Origin of the sequence: Janthinobacterium sp. PLB04, assembly GCF_021165895.1 — a bacterium.
GTDB classification, from domain to species: Bacteria; Pseudomonadota; Gammaproteobacteria; order Burkholderiales; family Burkholderiaceae_D; genus Janthinobacterium; species Janthinobacterium lividum.
The window spans coordinates 5,409,786-5,428,468 of record NZ_CP088968.1; the positions used below are offsets into that span (position 1 = coordinate 5,409,786).

The 18,683-nt window shown below is 65.6% G+C and carries 18 protein-coding genes and 2 tRNA genes; 14 read left to right on the forward strand and 6 right to left on the reverse strand.

All coding sequences use genetic code 11. The features are described from left to right. Positions 1-16 precede the first annotated feature (16 nt). The 3 genes from coaBC to LSO07_RS23890 are packed head-to-tail and all read left to right on the forward strand — an operon-like array spanning position 17 to position 2,826. Complete coding sequence (gene coaBC / locus LSO07_RS23880) at positions 17-1,237, forward strand: bifunctional phosphopantothenoylcysteine decarboxylase/phosphopantothenate--cysteine ligase CoaBC (protein ID WP_034785232.1); 1,221 nt, start codon at positions 17-19, stop codon at positions 1,235-1,237. Positions 1,238-1,262: 25 nt separating this feature from the next. Next, entirely contained in the window at positions 1,263-1,712 is a 450-nt protein-coding gene (gene dut / locus LSO07_RS23885; protein WP_034785229.1) for a dUTP diphosphatase, read from the forward strand. Between the two features lie 10 nt (positions 1,713-1,722). Beyond that, positions 1,723-2,826 (forward strand): M48 family metallopeptidase, encoded by a 1,104-nt coding sequence (locus LSO07_RS23890; RefSeq protein WP_099388841.1) that lies wholly within the window; start codon positions 1,723-1,725, stop codon positions 2,824-2,826. Positions 2,827-2,972: 146 nt separating this feature from the next. On the opposite strand, the gene LSO07_RS23895 is transcribed toward LSO07_RS23890, so the two are convergent. Continuing rightward, positions 2,973-3,113, reverse strand: coding sequence for a hypothetical protein (locus LSO07_RS23895; RefSeq protein WP_162835767.1), 141 nt, complete (start codon positions 3,111-3,113; stop codon positions 2,973-2,975). Between the two features lie 98 nt (positions 3,114-3,211). Between LSO07_RS23895 and LSO07_RS23900 the strand changes: the two genes are divergently transcribed. From LSO07_RS23900 to LSO07_RS23920, 5 genes are all read left to right on the forward strand, one after another. After that, entirely contained in the window at positions 3,212-4,219 is a 1,008-nt protein-coding gene (locus tag LSO07_RS23900) for an XdhC family protein (protein WP_151096752.1), read from the forward strand. Positions 4,220-4,287: 68 nt separating this feature from the next. After that, positions 4,288-5,205 (forward strand): DNA-3-methyladenine glycosylase family protein, encoded by a 918-nt coding sequence (locus tag LSO07_RS23905; protein ID WP_151096753.1) that lies wholly within the window; start codon positions 4,288-4,290, stop codon positions 5,203-5,205. 57 nt (positions 5,206-5,262) lie between these two features. Next, positions 5,263-5,634: a COG4315 family predicted lipoprotein gene (locus tag LSO07_RS23910; protein ID WP_151096755.1), complete on the forward strand. Its 372-nt coding sequence runs from the start codon at positions 5,263-5,265 to the stop codon at positions 5,632-5,634. Between the two features lie 21 nt (positions 5,635-5,655). After that, complete coding sequence (locus LSO07_RS23915) at positions 5,656-6,177, forward strand: RNA polymerase sigma factor (protein ID WP_070253694.1); 522 nt, start codon at positions 5,656-5,658, stop codon at positions 6,175-6,177. Next, a complete protein-coding gene (locus LSO07_RS23920; protein WP_151096757.1) occupies positions 6,174-6,965 on the forward strand; it encodes an anti-sigma factor family protein in 792 nt (263 codons plus the stop codon). The genes LSO07_RS23915 and LSO07_RS23920 overlap by 4 nt, the downstream gene beginning before the upstream one ends. 43 nt (positions 6,966-7,008) lie before the next feature. Here the strand turns inward: LSO07_RS23920 and mug are convergent, their stop codons facing one another. After that, positions 7,009-7,530: a G/U mismatch-specific DNA glycosylase gene (mug, locus tag LSO07_RS23925; RefSeq protein ID WP_151096759.1), complete on the reverse strand. Its 522-nt coding sequence runs from the start codon at positions 7,528-7,530 to the stop codon at positions 7,009-7,011. A gap of 150 nt (positions 7,531-7,680) precedes the next feature. Between mug and LSO07_RS23930 the strand changes: the two genes are divergently transcribed. Next, complete coding sequence (locus LSO07_RS23930) at positions 7,681-8,157, forward strand: (2Fe-2S)-binding protein (RefSeq protein WP_070281329.1); 477 nt, start codon at positions 7,681-7,683, stop codon at positions 8,155-8,157. After that, positions 8,154-10,460, forward strand: coding sequence for a xanthine dehydrogenase family protein molybdopterin-binding subunit (locus tag LSO07_RS23935; protein WP_151096761.1), 2,307 nt, complete (start codon positions 8,154-8,156; stop codon positions 10,458-10,460). The genes LSO07_RS23930 and LSO07_RS23935 overlap by 4 nt, the downstream gene beginning before the upstream one ends. On the opposite strand, the gene LSO07_RS23940 is transcribed toward LSO07_RS23935, so the two are convergent. Continuing rightward, the gene (locus LSO07_RS23940; protein WP_151096763.1) at positions 10,457-11,653 is read right to left on the reverse strand and encodes an MFS transporter; all 1,197 of its coding nucleotides are present in this window, start codon (positions 11,651-11,653) and stop codon (positions 10,457-10,459) included. The genes LSO07_RS23935 and LSO07_RS23940 overlap by 4 nt on opposite strands. Positions 11,654-11,763: 110 nt before the next feature. On the opposite strand from LSO07_RS23940, the gene LSO07_RS23945 reads away from it, so the two are divergent. Further along, entirely contained in the window at positions 11,764-12,552 is a 789-nt protein-coding gene (locus LSO07_RS23945) for a helix-turn-helix transcriptional regulator (protein ID WP_099394472.1), read from the forward strand. Positions 12,553-12,611: 59 nt separating this feature from the next. On the opposite strand, the gene LSO07_RS23950 is transcribed toward LSO07_RS23945, so the two are convergent. Further along, a tRNA-Met gene (locus tag LSO07_RS23950) sits at positions 12,612-12,688 on the reverse strand. Positions 12,689-12,829: 141 nt separating this feature from the next. Next, positions 12,830-12,906 (reverse strand) — tRNA-Met (locus tag LSO07_RS23955). Between the two features lie 185 nt (positions 12,907-13,091). Between LSO07_RS23955 and LSO07_RS23960 the strand changes: the two genes are divergently transcribed. From LSO07_RS23960 to LSO07_RS23970, 3 genes are read left to right on the forward strand one after another with little or no spacing between them, the layout of a single operon-like run. Then, on the forward strand, positions 13,092-13,682 hold the full coding sequence (locus LSO07_RS23960; protein WP_034785201.1) for an NUDIX hydrolase: 591 nt from the start codon (positions 13,092-13,094) through the stop codon (positions 13,680-13,682). 30 nt (positions 13,683-13,712) lie between these two features. Continuing rightward, positions 13,713-14,429, forward strand: a complete 717-nt coding sequence (gene aat, locus LSO07_RS23965; protein WP_151096765.1) for a leucyl/phenylalanyl-tRNA--protein transferase — start codon at positions 13,713-13,715, stop codon at positions 14,427-14,429. A gap of 60 nt (positions 14,430-14,489) precedes the next feature. Continuing rightward, a complete protein-coding gene (locus LSO07_RS23970; RefSeq protein ID WP_070256655.1) occupies positions 14,490-15,212 on the forward strand; it encodes an arginyltransferase in 723 nt (240 codons plus the stop codon). Between the two features lie 102 nt (positions 15,213-15,314). On the opposite strand, the gene LSO07_RS23975 is transcribed toward LSO07_RS23970, so the two are convergent. Then, positions 15,315-18,626 carry a S41 family peptidase gene (locus LSO07_RS23975; RefSeq protein ID WP_151096767.1) on the reverse strand — a complete coding sequence of 1,104 codons (3,312 nt, stop codon included), beginning with the start codon at positions 18,624-18,626 and terminating at the stop codon, positions 15,315-15,317. Positions 18,627-18,683 lie beyond the last annotated feature (57 nt).

Below are 18,683 nucleotides of genomic sequence, written 5' to 3' on the forward strand. Positions count from 1 at the left end.
CACGCAGGAGAACGGCATGGAATTGTCCGGCAAAAAAATCGTTCTGGGACTTTCAGGCGGCGTCGCCTGCTACAAGGCGGCAGAACTGTGCCGCGCGCTGACAAAGGCCGGCGCCTCGGTGCAAGTGGTGATGACGGATGCGGCCAGCCACTTCATCACGGCCGTCACGATGCAGGCCCTGTCCGGCCACCCCGTGCACACGAGCCAGTGGGATGCGCGCATCGACAACAACATGGCGCATATCGATTTGACGCGCCATGCGGACGCCATCCTGATCGCGCCGTGTTCGGCCGATTTTCTGCGCAAGCTCGCGCACGGCGTGTGCGACGACCTGCTGTCGACCCTGTGCCTGGCCCGTCCCTCCCACCTGCCCCTGCTGGTGGCGCCGGCCATGAACGTGGAAATGTGGCAAAACCCGGCCACGCAACGCAATGTGCAGCAGCTGCGCGATGACGGCATCAAGCTGTTCGGCCCGGCCGCCGGCGAACAGGCGTGCGGCGAAGTTGGCCTGGGCCGCATGCTGGAGCCGGAACAGCTGCTGACGGAGCTGATCGCCGCCTTCCAGCCGAAAGTCCTGGCGGGCAAGCGCGTGCTGGTCACGGCCGGCCCCACGTTCGAAGCCATCGACCCCGTGCGCGGCATCACCAATCTGTCCTCGGGCAAGATGGGCTATGCGGTGGCGCGCGCGGCGCGCGAAGCGGGCGCCGAGGTGCTGCTCATTTCCGGCCCCACGGCGCTGGACGCGCCCTTCGGCGTGCGCCGCATCGACGTGCAAAGCGCGCAGCAGATGCATGATGCCGTGCTGGCCCACGTCGACGGCCAGCATGTCTTCGTCGCTGTCGCCGCCGTGGCCGACTGGCGCGTCGCCAACGCCAGCGACCAGAAGATGAAAAAGCAGGCCGACGGCTCCGTGCCCGAACTGCAGTTCGCGCAAAATCCCGACATCCTTGCCACCGTGGCGGCACGCACCAACCTGGCCGGCTATCCGTACTGCGTGGGCTTTGCCGCCGAATCGGAAAACCTCGTGGAATTCGGCTCGACCAAGCGAGAAAAGAAGGGGATTCCCCTCCTGGTCGGCAATATCGGCCAGAACACGTTCGGCCAGGACGACAACACCATCATCCTGTTCGACGAGGAAGGCCATACCGTGCTGCCGCGCGCCTCGAAACTGAACCTGGCGCGCCAGCTGATTTCGGAAATCTCGAAACGCCTGGCAAAAAATTCACTGCTCAAATAATCCATTTTTAGACGACTTAGCTTCAATGAAAAATATCGACATCAAGATCCTCGACGCCCGCATGAAAGAACTGCTGCCAGCCTACGCCACGCCGGGCAGCGCCGGCCTGGACCTGCGCGCCTGCATCGATGAAGCCATCACCATCGAAGCCGGCCAGACGGTGCTCATTCCCACCGGCCTGGCCATCCACATCGGTGACCCGTCGTATGCGGCCATGATTTTGCCGCGCAGCGGCATGGGCCACAAAAACGGCATCGTATTGGGGAATCTGGTAGGCTTGATCGACTCCGATTACCAGGGCCAGCTGATGGTATCGACCTGGAACCGGGGCCAGAGCGCTTTCACGCTCAATCCCATGGAACGCCTGGCGCAACTGATTATCGTGCCGGTGCTGCAAGTGGGCTTTAACGTCGTCGAGGAATTCGGCGACAGCGAACGCGGTGTTGGCGGTTTCGGCAGCACCGGCAAACATTAAGGATTTTCTCATGCCAGGTTTCCGCCATCTGATCCCAGCCCCGACTTCGCTGCGCCATCTGGCCTCGCCACTGCTGGTGGCTTGCGTTGCCCTTCTCTCTGCCTGCACCACGCCAACGACGCATGTCAGCGGTCCGTTCAACGTCGTGCCGGCACCCGATGCGCCCGCCCCGACGGCGCAGCAAAAGGCGGCGCAGGAAGAACTGGTGAAGATGGTGGCGCTGCAGGACCGCCTGTCGAAAGTCTCGGCGCCCCTGCTGATTAACAATGCGGACCTGTGCAAGACGTATGCGCGCAACCTGCTGGGCTTCACGGCGCAGAACAAGTATTCCTACCCTGGCATCTATGCCGACGCGGCCCAGGCGGCGCTCGGCTACGGCGAACAGATGCAGGTCTCCGGCGTCTTGCCGGGTAGCGGCGCCGCGCGCGCCGGCTTGCGCAAGGGCGACGGCTTGCTGGCCGCCGAAGGCAAGCCGCTGCCAGCCGGCCCGAAAGCGGAAGGCCCGTTCGGCGCCATCGTCGGCCCGCTGGCCTCGAAAAGCGCGAGCCTGAACATGACCATCGCCCGCGATGGCCAGCAGCAGGACCTGAAGATTCCCGTCACGCGCGCCTGCGCCTTCCGCGTCGCCCTGGGCAATGCGGACAATGTCAACGCCTACTCGGACGGCGCGCGCATCATGCTCACGCGCGGCATGGTCAATGCGGCGCAAAACGACGAAGGCATCGCCTTTGTCATCGCCCGCGAAATGGCGCACAACATCCTCGACCACGCGCGCAGCCAGCGCACGGCAGGCACGGCCGGCAGCATCATCGACAGCCTGGGCGCCGTGCAGCCCGACGTGTCGATGCTGACGGGCGCCGCCGGCATCAAAGCCATGCCGCAGGAACTCGACGTGCAAGCCGACACCCTGGCCATCTACCTGCTGGCGCGCGCCGGCTACAACGTCGATAACGCGGCCCGCTTCTGGCAGCGCCTGGCCACGCAAGTACCGGCCACGGTCGCCAATGGCTACACGGCGCTGCATCCCGGCACCAACTCGCGCATGGCCGCCGTGAACCGCGCCGTCACCGACGTGCGCGCCAAGCAGGCGGCGAAGAAACCGCTGAAGCCTTAGAACGCCTACCATAACCTACTGCGCGTCGCGCTTTGCGGTCTGCGATGCTCACTGTGCTCAAGCACAGTTGCGCTTCTCGGCCACAAATCGCTGCCGCTCGCTACGGTTCTGTCAGACGTTCTTCATCCTGATCAAACAGGGTTTGCTCAGGCCCCCGGGAAGTTGGGGAAGTAGGTGCCCATGATCCAGGTCAGGGCACCGCAGAACACCACGGCTAAAAACAGGACGATGAGCAGCTTGCCGAACTTGGGAATACCCTCTTCTTGCGTCTTGACTTCATTTGACATGAAAATTCTCCGCAGGGTGATGGAACAGGTAGTATATCCACAATCTTGAATACTTTTCCATACTTTGCCGCGTACCTGCGGCTTTCCTCCTGCGCGCCATGGACAGCATCGACCTTGAAGTTCTGAAAACCAGCGCCGCCTGGCTCGACGCCGGCCACCGCTGCGAACTCGTTACCGTCATCAAGACCTGGGGCTCCAGCCCCCGCCCCGTGGGCGCCACCCTGGCCATCTGCGACGATGGCACGGTGGTCGGCTCCGTGTCCGGCGGCTGCATCGAAGATGATTTGATCGACACCGTGCGCGTGCACGGCATCGTGCGCACGCTGCCGGAAATCGTCAGCTACGGCATCAGCGCCGACGAGGCGCACCGCTTCGGCCTGCCTTGCGGCGGCACCATCGAACTGGCCATCGAGCCGCTGCATGCGGGCAGCCGCGTGGCCGAACTGCTGGCGCGCCTGGAAGCCCATGAACTGGTCGAGCGCCGCCTCGACTTGCGCAGCGGCGCCGTCACCTTGCAGCGCGCCACGCCGGGCGCCGTGCTGGCCCTGGACGATGGCGTACTCACCACGCAGCATGGCCCGCGCTGGCGCCTGCTGATCATCGGCGCCAGCCAGCTGTCGCGCTTCGTGGCGCAAATCGCCACGGCCATGGATTACCACGTCATCGTCTGCGACCCGCGCGAGGAATACCGGGGCGCCTGGAACGTGCCCGGCGTGCCCCTGCTGCACGCCATGCCCGACGATCTCGTGCTGGAATTAAAGCTCGACAGCCGCAGCGCCGTCGTCGCCCTCACACACGATCCCAAGCTCGACGACCTGGCCCTGATGGAAGCGCTCAAGTCCCCAGCGTTCTACGTGGGCGCCATCGGCTCGCGCGCCAACAACGCCAAGCGCCGCGAGCGGCTGCTGCAGTTCGACGTCAGCGCGGAACAGCTGGCGCGCCTGCATGGCCCCATCGGCCTGTACATCGGCAGCAAGACGCCGGCCGAAATCGCCATTTCCATCCTGGCCGAACTGACGGCCGTGAAAAATGGCGTGCCCGACGCCCTGCAGATCCAGCACGCGGCGGCCCTGAGCCCGCCCACCACCGACATCTGCGCGCGCTGAAGGCAAACAGCAAGAAACGCGGTGCGTCCGCATCGCCTCCCTGATACCGTCCCTGACTTTGGCCCACCATGACCCTGCTGCACTGGACCCTCCCCCTGCCCGCCGGCTACCGCCGCGACGATGTCATCGCCTTCCACAGCCGCGATGCGCAAGCCGTGGCCGAACAAGTCACGCCGACGGGCCTGCGCAAGGGCATCCTGATGCAGGGCGTGCCCGTGGTACTGGACGTGGCCTTCACGGACGCTGCCGCCGTCTGCCGCGCCGAGATCGACAGCGATGCCGCTGCCGGCCTTCAGGAACGGCTGCACGGCGCCCTGCTCAATATCCTCGGCCTGCGCATCGACCCGCAGCCGTTCGCGCAACTGGCCGCCGGCGACACGCTGCTGGCGCCTTTGGTCCGGCGCAATCCGGGCTTGCGCATCGTGCAGTCGGCCAGTCCCTTCGAGGCGCTGACCTGGGCCATCATCGGCCAGCAGATCAACCTGCCGTTCGCCATCGCCCTGCGCCGCACCTTCATCTTGCAGGCGGGACGCCAGCACGGCGACGGCTTGTGGTGCTATCCCGAGGCGCGCGACGTGGCCAAGCTGGAAATCGAGGATTTGACCAGCCGCAAATTCTCGCGCGCCAAGGCGGAAACCGTGCTGCGCCTGGCCCACCTCGTCAACGATGGAGAGCTGTCGCTGGAGCTGCCGCCCTCCGGCGACGTGGCGGCCATGTCGCAAGCGCTGCTGGCCGTGAAGGGCATTGGCCCGTGGACCGTCAATTACGCGCTGCTGCGCGGCTACGGCTATGCCGACTGCTCGCTGCACGGCGACGTGGCCATCCGCGCCGCCCTGCAAAAGCTGCTCGGCGAAGAGAGCAAGCCGGACATGGCGCGCACGGAACAATGGCTGCGCCAGTATGCGCCGCACCGCACCATGGCGGCCGCCCACCTATGGGCCAGCCTGCATGCGCCGGAAATAAATATTTTGCCTGCGCGGGAATAAACGGCGGGCGGCATGCGTCTATCCCTTGCAAGCCCTCAAAACCTCAAGGAGACCATCATGCGCTTTACCACTTTCGCCGCCACCGCCCTTTTCACCGCCTTGTCCGCCCCGCTGGCCTTTGCCGCCGACGTCATGCCCGCCAACGGCATGCTGGTCAACGCCAGCGGCATGACCGTGTATGTGTTCGACAAGGATGTCGCCGACAGCGGCAAGAGCGCCTGCAGCGGCGGCTGCCTGGTGGCCTGGCCCGCCGTCATCGCCACCGAAGCGGCGCACGCCGCCCCGTATGGCAGCATCAAGCGCGAAGACAACGGCGCCATGCAGCTGACCTACAAGGGCAAGCCGCTGTACCTGTACAAGGAAGACAAGAAACCGGGCGACGTGGCCGGCGACAACTTCAAGAACGTGTGGCACGTCGTCAAGCCCTAAGCCCCCCATCCCGCCGCCACGATGACCACGCAAGAGGACAGCCGCACACTGCAAGCCTGCCTGCCCGGCCTGCGCCGCTATGCGCGCGCGCTGGTGGGCGCCGTGCACGCGGACGATCTGGTGCAGGACACCGTGGAGCGGGCCTGGCGCAAGTTCGACCAGTGGCAACGGGGTGGCGAGATGCGGCCCTGGCTGTTTTCCATCATGCACAACCTGCACGTGGATCAATTGCGCCGCCCCGGCCTGGCGCTGCAGGAGCTCGACGACGACGCCCTGCTACCCGCCCCGGAGCACGCGCCGGGGCAAGCCATCGCCATCGGCGAAATGGATGCGGCGCTGGCCCGTTTGCCGCTGGGGCAGCGCGAAGTCATCCTGCTTGTCGCGCTTGAACAGATGCCGTATGAGCAGGTGGCGTCCACCTTGGGCATCCCCGTCGGCACGGTCATGTCGCGGCTGTCGCGCGGGCGCGAGCGGCTGCGCGAACTGCTCGATGGCCGCCCCGCCGGCAGCCATGGCGCCCCTACCCTGAAAGTCGTGAAATGACAACGCAAGCCATCAGCGAAGCGCAATTGCACGCCCTGGCCGACGGCGTCCTGCCCCAGGCGCAGCGCGCGGCTGTCGACGCCCACCTGCGCGCACACCCCGAGGATGCCGCCAGGGTGGACGCCTGGCGCGAACAGAACCGGCAATTGCGTGCCCTGTTCGACCCCGTGCTGGACGAAGCCGTGCCGCCGGACTTGCTGCAGGCGGCATCGCCACCGGCGGCGAACGGCGCCTGGCAGCACCACGCCATGCAGGCGGCAGCGGCCATCGTACTGGTGATCGCCGGCGGCATGGGCGGCTGGCTGCTGCGCGGCGATGGCGGTGACATGCGGACCACCAGCGCCAGCCCGATGTCCCTGGCGCGCAGCGCCGCCATCGCCCATGCCGTCTACACGCCCGAAGTGCGCCACCCCGTGGAAGTGGGTGTCGAACAGGAGGCACACCTGGTGCAATGGCTGTCGAAACGCCTGGGCACGCAACTGCAGCCGCCCGCGCTGTCACCGCTCGGCTATCACCTGATCGGCGGCCGCCTGCTGCCCGGCGATGGCGACGGCCCCGTGGCGCAATTCATGTACGAAGATGGCGGCGGCAAGCGCCTAACCCTGTATGTGGCGAAAGAACGGGCCGGCAGGCAGGAAACGGCCTTCCGCTATACGCAGGAAAAGGAGCTGAGCGTGTTTTACTGGATCGACGGCCAGCTTGGTTACGCCCTCTCGGCGAGCCTGCCCAAACGGGAGCTGGGCAAGATCGCCGACGCCGTGTACGCGCAGCTGGAGCAAGCCCGCTAAGCCCCGCCATCCATGCGCAAGTGCGCTGAACGCCAGCCCGCTATCAGCCCAGCGCACGCCGCAGTTCCGCATACGCGTCGACCAGCCGCTCCTTCGAATAGCCGCGATTGAGCCCACTGGGGTTGGGCAAGATCCACACGCGCGCGCCGCCGAAGCGCTCCGGCTGTTCGCCCCACGCCAGCTGGCGCTTCCCCGTCATCGCCGCGTAGGCAGCCTTGCCCAGGAAGGCGATCCACTGCGGCTGCAGCAATGCCAGTTTATGCTGCAGGCCCGCCGCCGCTTGCGCGAACTCGTCCGCCCCCACCTGGTCCGCGCGGCTGGTCGGGCGCCCGACGGCCGCCGTCAAACCCAGCCCGAAACCGAGCACGCTGGCATCGTCTTGCGGCGCCACCAGATGCGGCGTGAAGCCGGCCAGGTGCAGCACCGGCCAGAAACGGTTGCCGCGGCCGAGAAAATGGTGACCGGCCGCCGCCGCGTCCACGCCCGGATTGAGGCCGCAAAAAACCACTTGCAAGCCGGGAGCGAGGATATCGGGCAAGCCCGGAGCCGTTGTGAGGTATGTCATGAAAACTCCGCTATCAGAAGCCGCAGTATGCCACCAGCCCCATGTCCTGCAGCGCAGGACGGGCGGTGCTACCATCCCGTACTGATGCGCTCATCCGTATGGTGGATGGCCGTCGCGCTTTCCCGCACCATCCCACACCGAGGAATACACATGACGACCCTGACCATCAATGGCAAGCAGCACGAGCTTGCGCTGCCTGAAGACACGCCCCTGCTGTGGGCCCTGCGCGACGAACTGGGCATGACCGGCACCAAATTCGGCTGCGGCATGGCCCTGTGCGGCGCCTGCACCGTGCACCTCGATGGCGAAGCCATCCGCTCCTGCGTAACGCCGATGTCGGCCGCCGCCGGCAAGAAGATCACCACCATCGAAGCCGTGGGCGAAGACAAGGTCGGCCTGGCGCTGCAGCAGGCCTGGCAGGAACACGGCGTGCCCCAATGCGGCTACTGTCAGGCCGGGCAGATCATGTCGGCCACGGCCCTGCTGCACAAGACCCCAAGACCGAACGACCAGCAAATCCGCGAAGCAATGAGCGGCAATATCTGCCGCTGCGGCACCTATACTCGCATCCACGCGGCCATCAAGCAGGCCGCGACCAGCATCAACGCGAAAGGAGCGGCCAAATGAGCATGCATGACACTCCTGCCGCACATTCGCCTGCGCGGCGCAACTGGCTCAAGGCCGCCGGCGCGCTGGCCGGTTTGACCCTGGTGGCCGGCCCTTCCGGCCTCGTGATGGCGGCCGATGCCGTCAAATACGGCGGCGAGAAGATGGCTGGCGGCGTGGTCGACGACAGCCTGGTCTTCCTGTCGGTCGGTGCCGACGGCATCGTCACCATCGTGGCGCACCGCTCCGAAATGGGCCAGGGCATCCGCACCAGCCTGCCCATGGTGGCGGCCGACGAACTGGGCGCCGACTGGGCGCAGGTGCGCGTGCAGCAGGCGCCCGCCGACGAAGCGCGCTACGGCAGCCAGGATACGGACGGCTCGCGCAGCATGCGCCACTCGTTCCGCGCCATGCGCCACGTGGGCGCCACGGCGCGCCTGATGCTGGAAACGGCTGCCGCCGTGCGCTGGGACGTACCCGTGACGGAAGTCAAAGCCGTCAACCACGCGGTCGTGCATGCGGCCAGCGGACGCTCGCTGTCCTTCGGCGCCCTGGCCGAAGAAGCGGCCAAATTGCCGGTGCCGCCACGCGCGCGCATCAGCCTGAAAACGGCGGGCGAGCTGCGCTACATCGGCCAAACCAGCACGCGCGGCATCGACTTGCACGACATCGTCACGGGCAATACCCACTTCGGCATCGATACGCGCCTCGACGGCATGGCGTACGCCGTCATCGCCCGCCCTCCCGTCTTTGGCGGCAAGCTGAAAAGCGTGGACAAGACGGCGGCCCTGAAAGTGCCGGGCGTGCTGCGCATCGTCGAACTGGCGGGCAGCCCGCCGCCGGCCATGTTCAATCCGCTGGGCGGCGTGGCCGTCATCGCCAGCAACACCTGGGCCGCCATCAAGGGCCGCGAAGCGCTGGTGCTGGAATGGGAAGATGGCCCGAACGGCAGCTACGATTCGAAGACCTTCCGCAAGACCCTGGAAGCGGCCGTGCGCCAGCCGGCCAGCCCGGCGCGCGACCAGGGCAAGACGGTGGCCACGCTGGCCGCAGCTCCCGCCGCGCGGAAATTCAGTGCCGAATACTATCTGCCCCACCTGGCCCACGCCACCATGGAGCCGCCCGCCGCCACCGTGCGCATCGCCAACGGCAAGGCCGAAGTGTGGGCCTGCGTGCAGGCGCCGCAAGCGACGCGCAGCAATGTGGCCAAGGCCCTGGGCCTGGCATATGACGACGTGACCGTCCACGTGACCCTGCTCGGCGGCGGCTTCGGGCGCAAATCGAAACCCGATTTCGCCGTCGAGGCGGCGCTGCTGTCGAAAGCCATGGATGGCGCGCCCGTCAAGCTGACGTGGACGCGCGACGACGACCTGCAGCACGACTACCTGCACACGGTGTCCGTCGAAAGGCTGGAAGCGTCGCTGGACGCGAAAGGCATGCCGACGGCCTGGCTGCACCGCACGGCCGCGCCCACCATCACCTCGACCTTTGCCGCCGGCGCGAACAGGCAGGCGCCGTTCGAGCTGGGCATGTCGGCCATCAACGTGCCGTTCGCCATTGCGAACATCCGCGTCGAAGTGCCGGAAGTGCCGGCCCACACGCGCATCGGCTGGTTCCGTTCCGTGTCGAATATCCCGCACGCGTTTGCCATCCAGTCGTTCACGGCCGAACTGGCGCATGCGGCGAAGAAGGACCATCGCGACTACCTGCTCGCGCTGCTGGGCCCCGCGCGCAAGATCAACCCGGCCGACCTGTCGGACGGCTGGAACTATGGCGAAGATCCGGCGAAGTATCCGGTCGACATCGGCCGCATGCGCCACGTGATCGAGCTGGCGACGGCCAAGGCGGGCTGGGGCCGCAAGCTGCCCAAGGGACGGGGGCTGGGCCTGGCCGTCTCCTACAGCTTTGTCACCTATGTGGCGGCCGTGATCGAAGTGGAGATCAATGCGGCCGGCGAAGTCATCGTGCCGAGGGTCGACATCGCCATGGATTGCGGCCCGCAAATCAACCCGGACCGCGTGCGCTCGCAGATCGAGGGCGCCTGCATCATGGGCCTGTCGCTGGCCATGAGCGGCGAGATCAGTTTCAAGAATGGCCGGGTCGAGCAAAGCAATTTCCACGACTACGCCGTGCTGCGCGCCGCCGACGCGCCGCGCGTGATCCACACGCACCTGGTGCCAGGCACCCTGGACATGGAGCTGGGCGGCGTGGGCGAACCGGCCACGCCGCCCATCGCGCCGGCCCTGTGCAACGCCATCTTCGCGGCCACGGGCAAGCGCATCCGCGCCCTGCCCGTGGGCATGCAGCTGGCGAAAAAGGCTTAGGTCCGCCGCGCGGCAGGCAACTGCAGCAGCAACGCTGCGGCGGCGACCAGCGCTGCACCGGCCGCCAGCAGCCACATGGGCCAGTCGAGCAGGAGCAGCACCCCGCCGGTGGCCGCGCCAATGGCGCTGCCCAGGTACAGCGCCGATTCGTTGAGGGCGATGGCCAGGTTGCCGTCGCCCTGCCGCGCGCGCACGGCCAGCAGTTGCTGGTTCTGCGGCACTTGCAGGGCCCAGCCAGCCGCACCCCACAGCACGATCGGCGCCAGCATCAGCCAGGCCGACCAGCCGGCCGCCAGCGGCAGCGCGCACAAGGCCAGCGCCAGCAGCAGCAAGATGAGCCAGGTCAGTTTCGGCGCCGCCACCTTGTCCGCCCACGGTCCGACCAGCACGCTGCCCGCGATCCCCCCCACGCCCCAGGCCCACAGGAAGGGCGTGGCGGACACCGCCGCCCCCTGCGCCGACCACGCCAGCAACGGCGCGATAAACGTGTACATGCCCAGGCTGGCGATGGCCGCCAGCAGCGATACCAGCAGGATGGACAGCACCTGCCCATCGGCCAGCAAGACCAGCTTGCGGCGCAGCGACGTGGCCGGCACCGCCGGCAGCGCGGGCAGCTTCCACAGCAAACCCGCCAGCGCCAGCCCGCCAAGGACGGTGACCAGCCACAGGGCCGCGGTCCAGCCCAGCTGCTGCGCCAGCAGCAAACTCAAGGGCACGCCCAGCACCGTGCCGCCCGCCATGCCGCCCATGATCACGCCGATGGCCTTGCCCCGCTGCTGCGGCGCCGACACGCCGGCCGCCGCCGCGATACCCAGCGCCAGGTAGACGCCCGCACCGACGCCGGCAATGGCGCGCCATGCCAGCAAACTGCTGAAACCGGGCGCCAGCGCGCTGGCCCCGTTCGCCAGCACGAACACGGCCAGGGCGATCAGGAGGCCCGAGCGCTGCGCGCGCGCCGGCAGCAAGGCCACCACCAGCGGCGAGCCGAGGCCATAGGCCAGCGTAAACGCCGTCACCAGTTGCGCGGTCATCGCCAGGGAGATGGAAAAGGCACTGGCAATCATCGGCATCAAACCCGCCGTCACATACGACGCCATGCCCAGCGCGAACGCGCCCATGGCGATCAGGTAGACGGTGGCAGGCAACGCGGCGATGGCAGGCGCGAGGCCACTGGAGGAGGAAGAGTCGGACATGGGCAAGCTTTCGGAAAGAAAGCAGGCATTCTGGAATACAATATAAACAATTACAATTTAACTGTTTATGCTATTACTGATAGCAACAGGCTTACCGGAAAGGCAACACCATGCGCACCTTGGCCCGCACCCGCCACGAACTGGCCGCCTACCTGCAGGCGCGCCGCGCGCGGCTGTCGCCGGAAGACGTGGGCTTGCCCGGCGGTGGAAGGCGGCGTACGCCGGGCTTGCGCCGCGAAGAAGTGGCGGCGCTGGCCGGCGTGGGGCTGACCTGGTACACCTGGCTGGAGCAGGGGCGCGACATCGGCGTCTCGAGCGCCTTTCTCGACAAGCTGGCCGAAGTGCTGAAACTGGACGCGGGCGAGCGCCGCCACCTGTTCCTGCTGGCGCATGCGCGTCCGCCGGCCGAAGAGGGCAAGACGTTTTGCGTGGTGCCGCCGCTGGTGCGGCGCCTGATGCACGAGCTGGCGCATCCGGCGTATGTGCTCAATTTGCGCTGGGACGTGCTGGCGTTCAACGGGGGCGCCGACACCCTGTTTGGCTTCGGTGCGCATGCTGCCTCGCGCCGCAATCTGCTGTGGCTCTTGTTTACCGACCCGCTGCTGCGATCCCGCTTCGCGGCGTGGGAAGAGCAGGCGCCGCTGATGCTGTCGAGCTTTCGCCGCGACTATGCGCGCGCCACGCAGGAAGCGGATATCCACGCGCTGGTGGAGGAACTGGAAAAAGTCTCGCCCGAATTCAAGTTATGGTGGCGCCGCCACGACGTGCATGCGCCATGTGCCGGCGTGCGCCGCCTGACAATCGACGGCGGGGAGGTCGCATATGAACACACCTCGCTCACCATCGATGCGGACCGCCATCTGCGGCTGGTGGTGTATGCACGCCAGCCGCAGGAGTGAACTGCGGCGCACAACGAAAAAACCGCTGATTCTCTTGCGAGAAATCAGCGGCTTCGAATTGGTTGCGGGGACAGGATTTGAACCTGTGACCTTCGGGTTATGAGCCCGACGAGCTGCCAGACTGCTCCACCCCGCAGACGAATTATATACCAGATTGTTGCGCGGCGTAAAGGCGTGAATTGACAATGTCATTCCTGCCCCGTCTGCCGGATATTGTCGTTGGCCAGCAATGGAAAAAGCCGCTGATCTTTTGCAAGAATCAGCGGCTTTCCGGTATTGGTTGCGGGGACAGGATTTGAACCTGTGACCTTCGGGTTATGAGCCCGACGAGCTGCCAGACTGCTCCACCCCGCACAAGAATTATAAGGGCAAACGGGTGGCTTAGGCAATAGCTATCTCAACTTAGGCTGCAATAGAGCTATTTAATTAAAAACCCCGGCCAATTGCCGATTGGCATTGTGTCCTCCCGACACGCCACGCCGCGCGCAATCGGTGTACAGTAAGCGTTACACTAGACTTCCATTTTCCCAAGCCCGCCCATGAAATTCTGCTCCGAATGCGCCCATCCTGTCAGCCTCTCCATTCCGGAAGGCGACAACCGTCCGCGCTATGTCTGCGCCAACTGCGACGCCATCCATTACCAGAACCCGAAAATGGTGGTCGGCTCCATCCCCGTGTGGGAAGAGGATGGCCAGCTGCAGGTCTTGCTGTGCAAGCGCGCCATCGAGCCGCGCCTGGGCTACTGGACCCTGCCTGCCGGCTTCATGGAAAACGATGAAACGACATCCGACGCGGCCGAACGCGAAACGGTGGAGGAAGCGGGCGCGAATATCGAACTGGGCCCCCTGTTTTCACTGCTGAACGTGCAGCGCGTGCACCAGGTGCACCTGTTTTACCTGGCGCGCCTGCGCGACCTCGATTTCGCGCCGGGCATCGAAAGCCTGGACGTGCAGATGTTTACGGAAGCGCAGATCCCCTGGGATGACCTGGCCTTCCCCACCATCCGCGCCACCCTGGAACTGTTCTTTGCCGACCGCGTGAAAATCCGCGAAGGCGGCAGCTATGGTTTCCATACGGGCGACATCACGCGCCCGATGGCGCGCACGGATGCAGAGCAAGCCCCCGAATAAGCCTCCACCAACTGCCACCTTTGACGCCGCATGATTCCCTGGCTCGATACCCACACCCCGTTTCCCGACGTTTCGCGCGCCCTCACCGACGAGGCGCCCGGCCTGCTGGCGGCCGGCGCCGACCTGTCGCCCGCGCGCCTGCTCGACGCCTACCGGCGCGGCATCTTCCCCTGGTTTTCCGAAGGCCAGCCTATTTTGTGGTGGAGTACCGATCCGCGCATGGTGCTGATGACGGAGGACTTCAAGGTCTCCGACAGCCTGGCCAAGGCGATCCGCAAGGTCGAACGCAGCGCCGCCACGGACGGTCGCTGGCAGCTGCGCTTCGACGGCGATTTCGACGCCGTCATGCGCGCCTGCGCGGCGCCGCGCAAGGATGGCCCGGGCACGTGGATTTCCGACGAAATCATCGCCGGCTACACGGGCTTGCACGAGCTGGGCTACGCGCACTCGTCGGAACTGTGGCTTGATGGAGAACTGGTGGGCGGCGCGTATGGCGTGTCGATCGGACGCATGTTCTATGGCGAATCGATGTTCGCGCGCGTGACGGATGGCTCGAAGATCGCGCTGGCGCACCTCGTGCGTTTTCTGTACGCGCGCGGCGTGGCCATGATTGACTGCCAGCAAGAAACAAAGCACCTGGCCTCGCTGGGCGCGGCGCCCATTTCGCGCGCGCGCTTCCTCGCCCATGTGCGCGTCGCCATTGAAGCAGCGCAAATCACGGATTGGCAAGCTGCACCACCTGCATAAAAAAGCTATGATATCTCCACGCAGACTTCCATTGCCGCGGACAGACCAGACAGGATCAGCATGACGCACCTGAACGAACTACCGTTTGCCACCCTGCAGTTCTACACGACGGCGCCCTATCCGTGCAGCTACCTGGACGACCGCCAGGCCCGCTCGCAGGTGGCCACGCCTTCGCACCTGATCAACAGCGACGTGTATTCGGAACTGGTGCGCAACGGCTTTCGCCGCAGCGGCATTTTCACCTACCGCCCGTATTGCGATGGCTGCCAGGCCTGCATTCCCGTGCGCGTCGTGACGGGCGAGTTCACCCCGAACCGCAACCAGCGCCGCGCCTGGAGCCGGCACGCCGACCTGCAGGCGGGCGTGGCCACCCTGTCCTTCCTCGACGAGCACTACGAACTGTACCTGCGCTACCAGAGCACGCGCCACGCGGGCGGCGGCATGGACCAGGACAGCCGCGACCAGTATGCGCAATTCCTGCTGCAAAGCCGGGTCAACACTCGCCTGGTGGAGTTCCGCGATGCCGAAGGCATCCTGCGCATGGTCAGCATCATCGACGTGCTGGCCGATGGCCTGTCGTCCGTCTACACTTTTTTCGATCCCGACGTGCCGGGCGCCTCGTACGGCACCTACAACGTGCTGTGGCAAATCGCCCAGGCGCGCGAACTGGACCTGCCCTACATCTACCTGGGCTACTGGATCGCGCAAAGCCCGAAGATGGCCTATAAAATCAACTTCAAGCCGCTGGAAGCACGGATCAAGGGACAGTGGGTGATCCTGTAAACCTGGGATTATTTGGCAGGTCGGATTAGCGCGCAAGCGCGTAATCCGACACTGCGATGCCAACAATGGTGTCGGATTACGGCGCTTCGCGCCTAATCCGACCTACTTGCTCTTGTCCGGAAACGCCGGACGCTTGGGCTGCACAGGCGGATTCTTCGCCAGTTCGGCCTGGATCACCTCGATCGCCTTTTCCAGCTGAGGATCACGTCCGGCGATGACGTCGGCCGGCGTTTGCTCGACTTCGATATCGGGCGGCACGCCTTCGTTTTCCACGCCCCAGCCATTCTCGCGCGTCCAGAACGCCAGGTTCGGCGCCGTGATGAAGCCGCCATCCATCAGCACGGGGAAGCCCAGCACGCCCACCAGGCCGCCCCACGTCGCCTTGCCGATCAGCGGGCCCATGTTATTTTTGCGGAACATCCACGGCAGCAGGTCGCCGCCCGAACCGGCCGTCTCGTCGATCAGCATGGCGCGCGGCCCCTGGATCGAAGCGGACGGCGTCTTCATGTCGGCGCCGTAGCGCATGGTCCACCAGGCGATTTCCTTCTTCTGCAGAATCTCGATGTAGTAATCGGCCACGCTGCCGCCGCCATTGAAACGCTCGTCGACGATGATGGCCTGCTTGTCCGCCTGCGGGAAGAAATAGCGCTTGAAGTAGGTGTGGCCCAGGCCCGCCGTATTCGGCACATACACATACGCCACCTTGCCGCCGGTCGCCGCATTCACCTTGCGCATATTGCCTTCGATCCAGTCGCGGTTGCGCAAGGCATCTTCGGTGGGCACGGGCACCACGGTGATCGTGCGCGCGCCCTTGCCGTCGGCCGATGGCCCCACGGTCAGGTCGATCGCCTTGCCGGCCGTGTTTTCAAAGGCGCTGTACAAGTTGGTGGGTGGCGCCAGCGGGCGGCTGTCGACGGCCAGCAGGTATTCGCCCGCCTTGACGTTCAGGCCCGGCTCCGTCAGCGGCGCGCGCAGGGCCGGATTCCAGTTCAAGCCGCCATACACTTTCTTGAAGCGGTAATGCCCATCGCGCACTTCATAGTCAGCGCCCAGCAAGCCCCCCGGCACCTTCTTCGCCTCGATAAAATCATCGCCGCCGCCGCCGCGGTGGTGGCCCACGGCCAGCTCGCTGCACATCCACTGGATCAACCGGTTCAGGTCCGCGCGGCTGGACAGCTCGGGCAGGAAGACGGCGTACTTGTCGCGCATGGCTTTCCAGTCCACGCCATGCATGCCCGGGTCATAGAAGTAATCGCGGTTGATGCGCCACACCTCGTTGAAAATCTGCGTCCATTCGGCGCGCGGATCGGCCTTTACTTCGATGGCGTCGACCTTGATCTTGCCTTCGCCCGGCGCCAGCAGCTTGCCCATGGCGCTACCCATGGCCCAATTCTCCTTCTGGCGGTACAGCAGCTTCTTGCCATCGGCCGACACTTCGAATTCATCGGCTTCCGCCACCACGGTTTCCGCCTTGCGCTCCTTCAGGTCAAAACGCTGCACGGCCTTCTTGCCGTCGCTTTCGCGCAGCAAAAAGATCTGCCCTGCGGCACCCGCCGTCAGACTGGAGAACTGCGCGGCCGGCAGCGGCAAGTCGACGATGCGCGTGGCGATGCCGTCGAAATCGATGCTGATCGGCGCCACCGGTGCCACCGTCACCTTCGGATCGTCGCGGCCCGTCTTCGGATCGACCTTCGGTTCGTTTTTCGCTTCCGGCTCCGCCTTCGCCGTGTCTTTTTTACTCTCCGCGCTGGCGGCCTTTTCCTCGTCGCTTTCCTTGATCAGGGGCGATGGCAAGTCGCGCCGCAGCACGGCCATCCACACGGTGCGCGTCACCAGGTTGTCTTCGTTCTGCTGCGAGAACCAGTTGTTGCTGGGGCCAGCATTCGTCGAAGCGAAGAAATACAGGTATTTGCCGCTCTTGTCGAACACGGGCTGGGCCACGTCGGACAAGCCATCGGTCACGGGCATCGACTTGTTCTGCTCGACGGAATAGATGTAGGCGCTGCGCGTGTAGGTGGGCGAATTGAGCGTGTAGGCCAGCCAGCGCGAATCGGGCGCCCACGAGGCGCGCATGCTCTTGTCGACGCCATACATCGGCTCCGTGGCGACCTTCTGCACCTTGCCCGTGCCGACATCGATCACATACATGCTCCAGCCATTGTCGGCAAACGCGATCTTCCTGCTGTCGGGCGACCAGACGGCGCTGTCATAGAAGCCGCTGCCATTCAGCTTGAACTTGCGTACGGCACCCTTGCCATCCTGCGCCCGCACATGCAGTTCATACTCGCCCGACTCGTCCGAGAAATACGCGACCGAGCGGCCATCGGGCGACCAGATCGGCGTGCGCTCGTGGGCGCCGGCCGTCTGCGTCAGGTTGCGCACATCGCCCTTGTCGGCGGGGATGGTGACGATCTCGCCCCGGTACTCGAAGGCGATGCGCGCGCCCGACGGCGAAATCGACGCGTCGCGGATATATTTCGCGTTCTTGACCCAGCGGGGGCGCGTCTGCCCCAGGTCGCTGGCCACGGCGATGCTCAGCTTGTGCGCCTGGCCGCTGGCGATGTCGAGCGCGTGCAAATAGCCGGCCTGCTCGTAGACGATGGTGCCGTTCGCGGCCGACGCGTTCAGCACGGGGAAATCCGCATGCCGCGTCAGCTGGCGCACGGCTTTCGTCTTGACGTCATACGCAAACAGGTTGAATTCGCCGTTGCGGTCGGAGCGGAAGTACACGGTGTCGCCCAGCCACATGGGGTCGACGTCGTTCGAGCGCGTCGTCGGCTGGGGGATTTTTTCGATGGATTTGTCGGCCGACGAGAATAGCCACAGCCAGGAGTTGGTGCCGCCCCGGTAGCGCTTCCACTGCTTGAAGGCGGGCGCCAGCGGGTTGTAAACGATGCGCTTGCCATCGGGCGAATAGGCGGCGCGCGAGGCGTTGGGGATTTCCAGCTGGGTTTCCACGCCGCCCGCCACGGGTACCGTAAACAGCTTCTGGAAGCGGTTGTTGAAGGCGGCGCGGGGCGAGGTGAACATCACTGCCTGGCCATCGGGCGTGAACGACTGCGCCAGGTCCGCGCCCGGGTGGAAGGTCAGGCGGCGCGGCACGCCGCCGGCCGCCGCGATCACATACACGTCGACATTGCCGTCGATGTTGGCGCTATACGCGATCTGGCTGCCATCGGGTGAAAACACGGGATGGGACTTGTCGCCCAGGTCCGAGGTCAGGCGCCGCGCGCCGCCGCCATCCAGGTTCGACAGCCACAGGTCGCCCGCATAGATGAAGGCGATGTGGCGGCTGGAGACGGCTGGTTCGCTCAGCATGCGGGTGTCTTGCGTATTGGGCAGGGCCAGGGCCGGGTGGCTCAGCAGCAGTGCGCTGGCGGCCGCGATGGCCGTCAAGATGCGTGTCTTTTTCAATCGATGTCTCGCTTATGAAGTAAACAGAACAGAGAAGAAACAGGAAAGTCCAAGGCC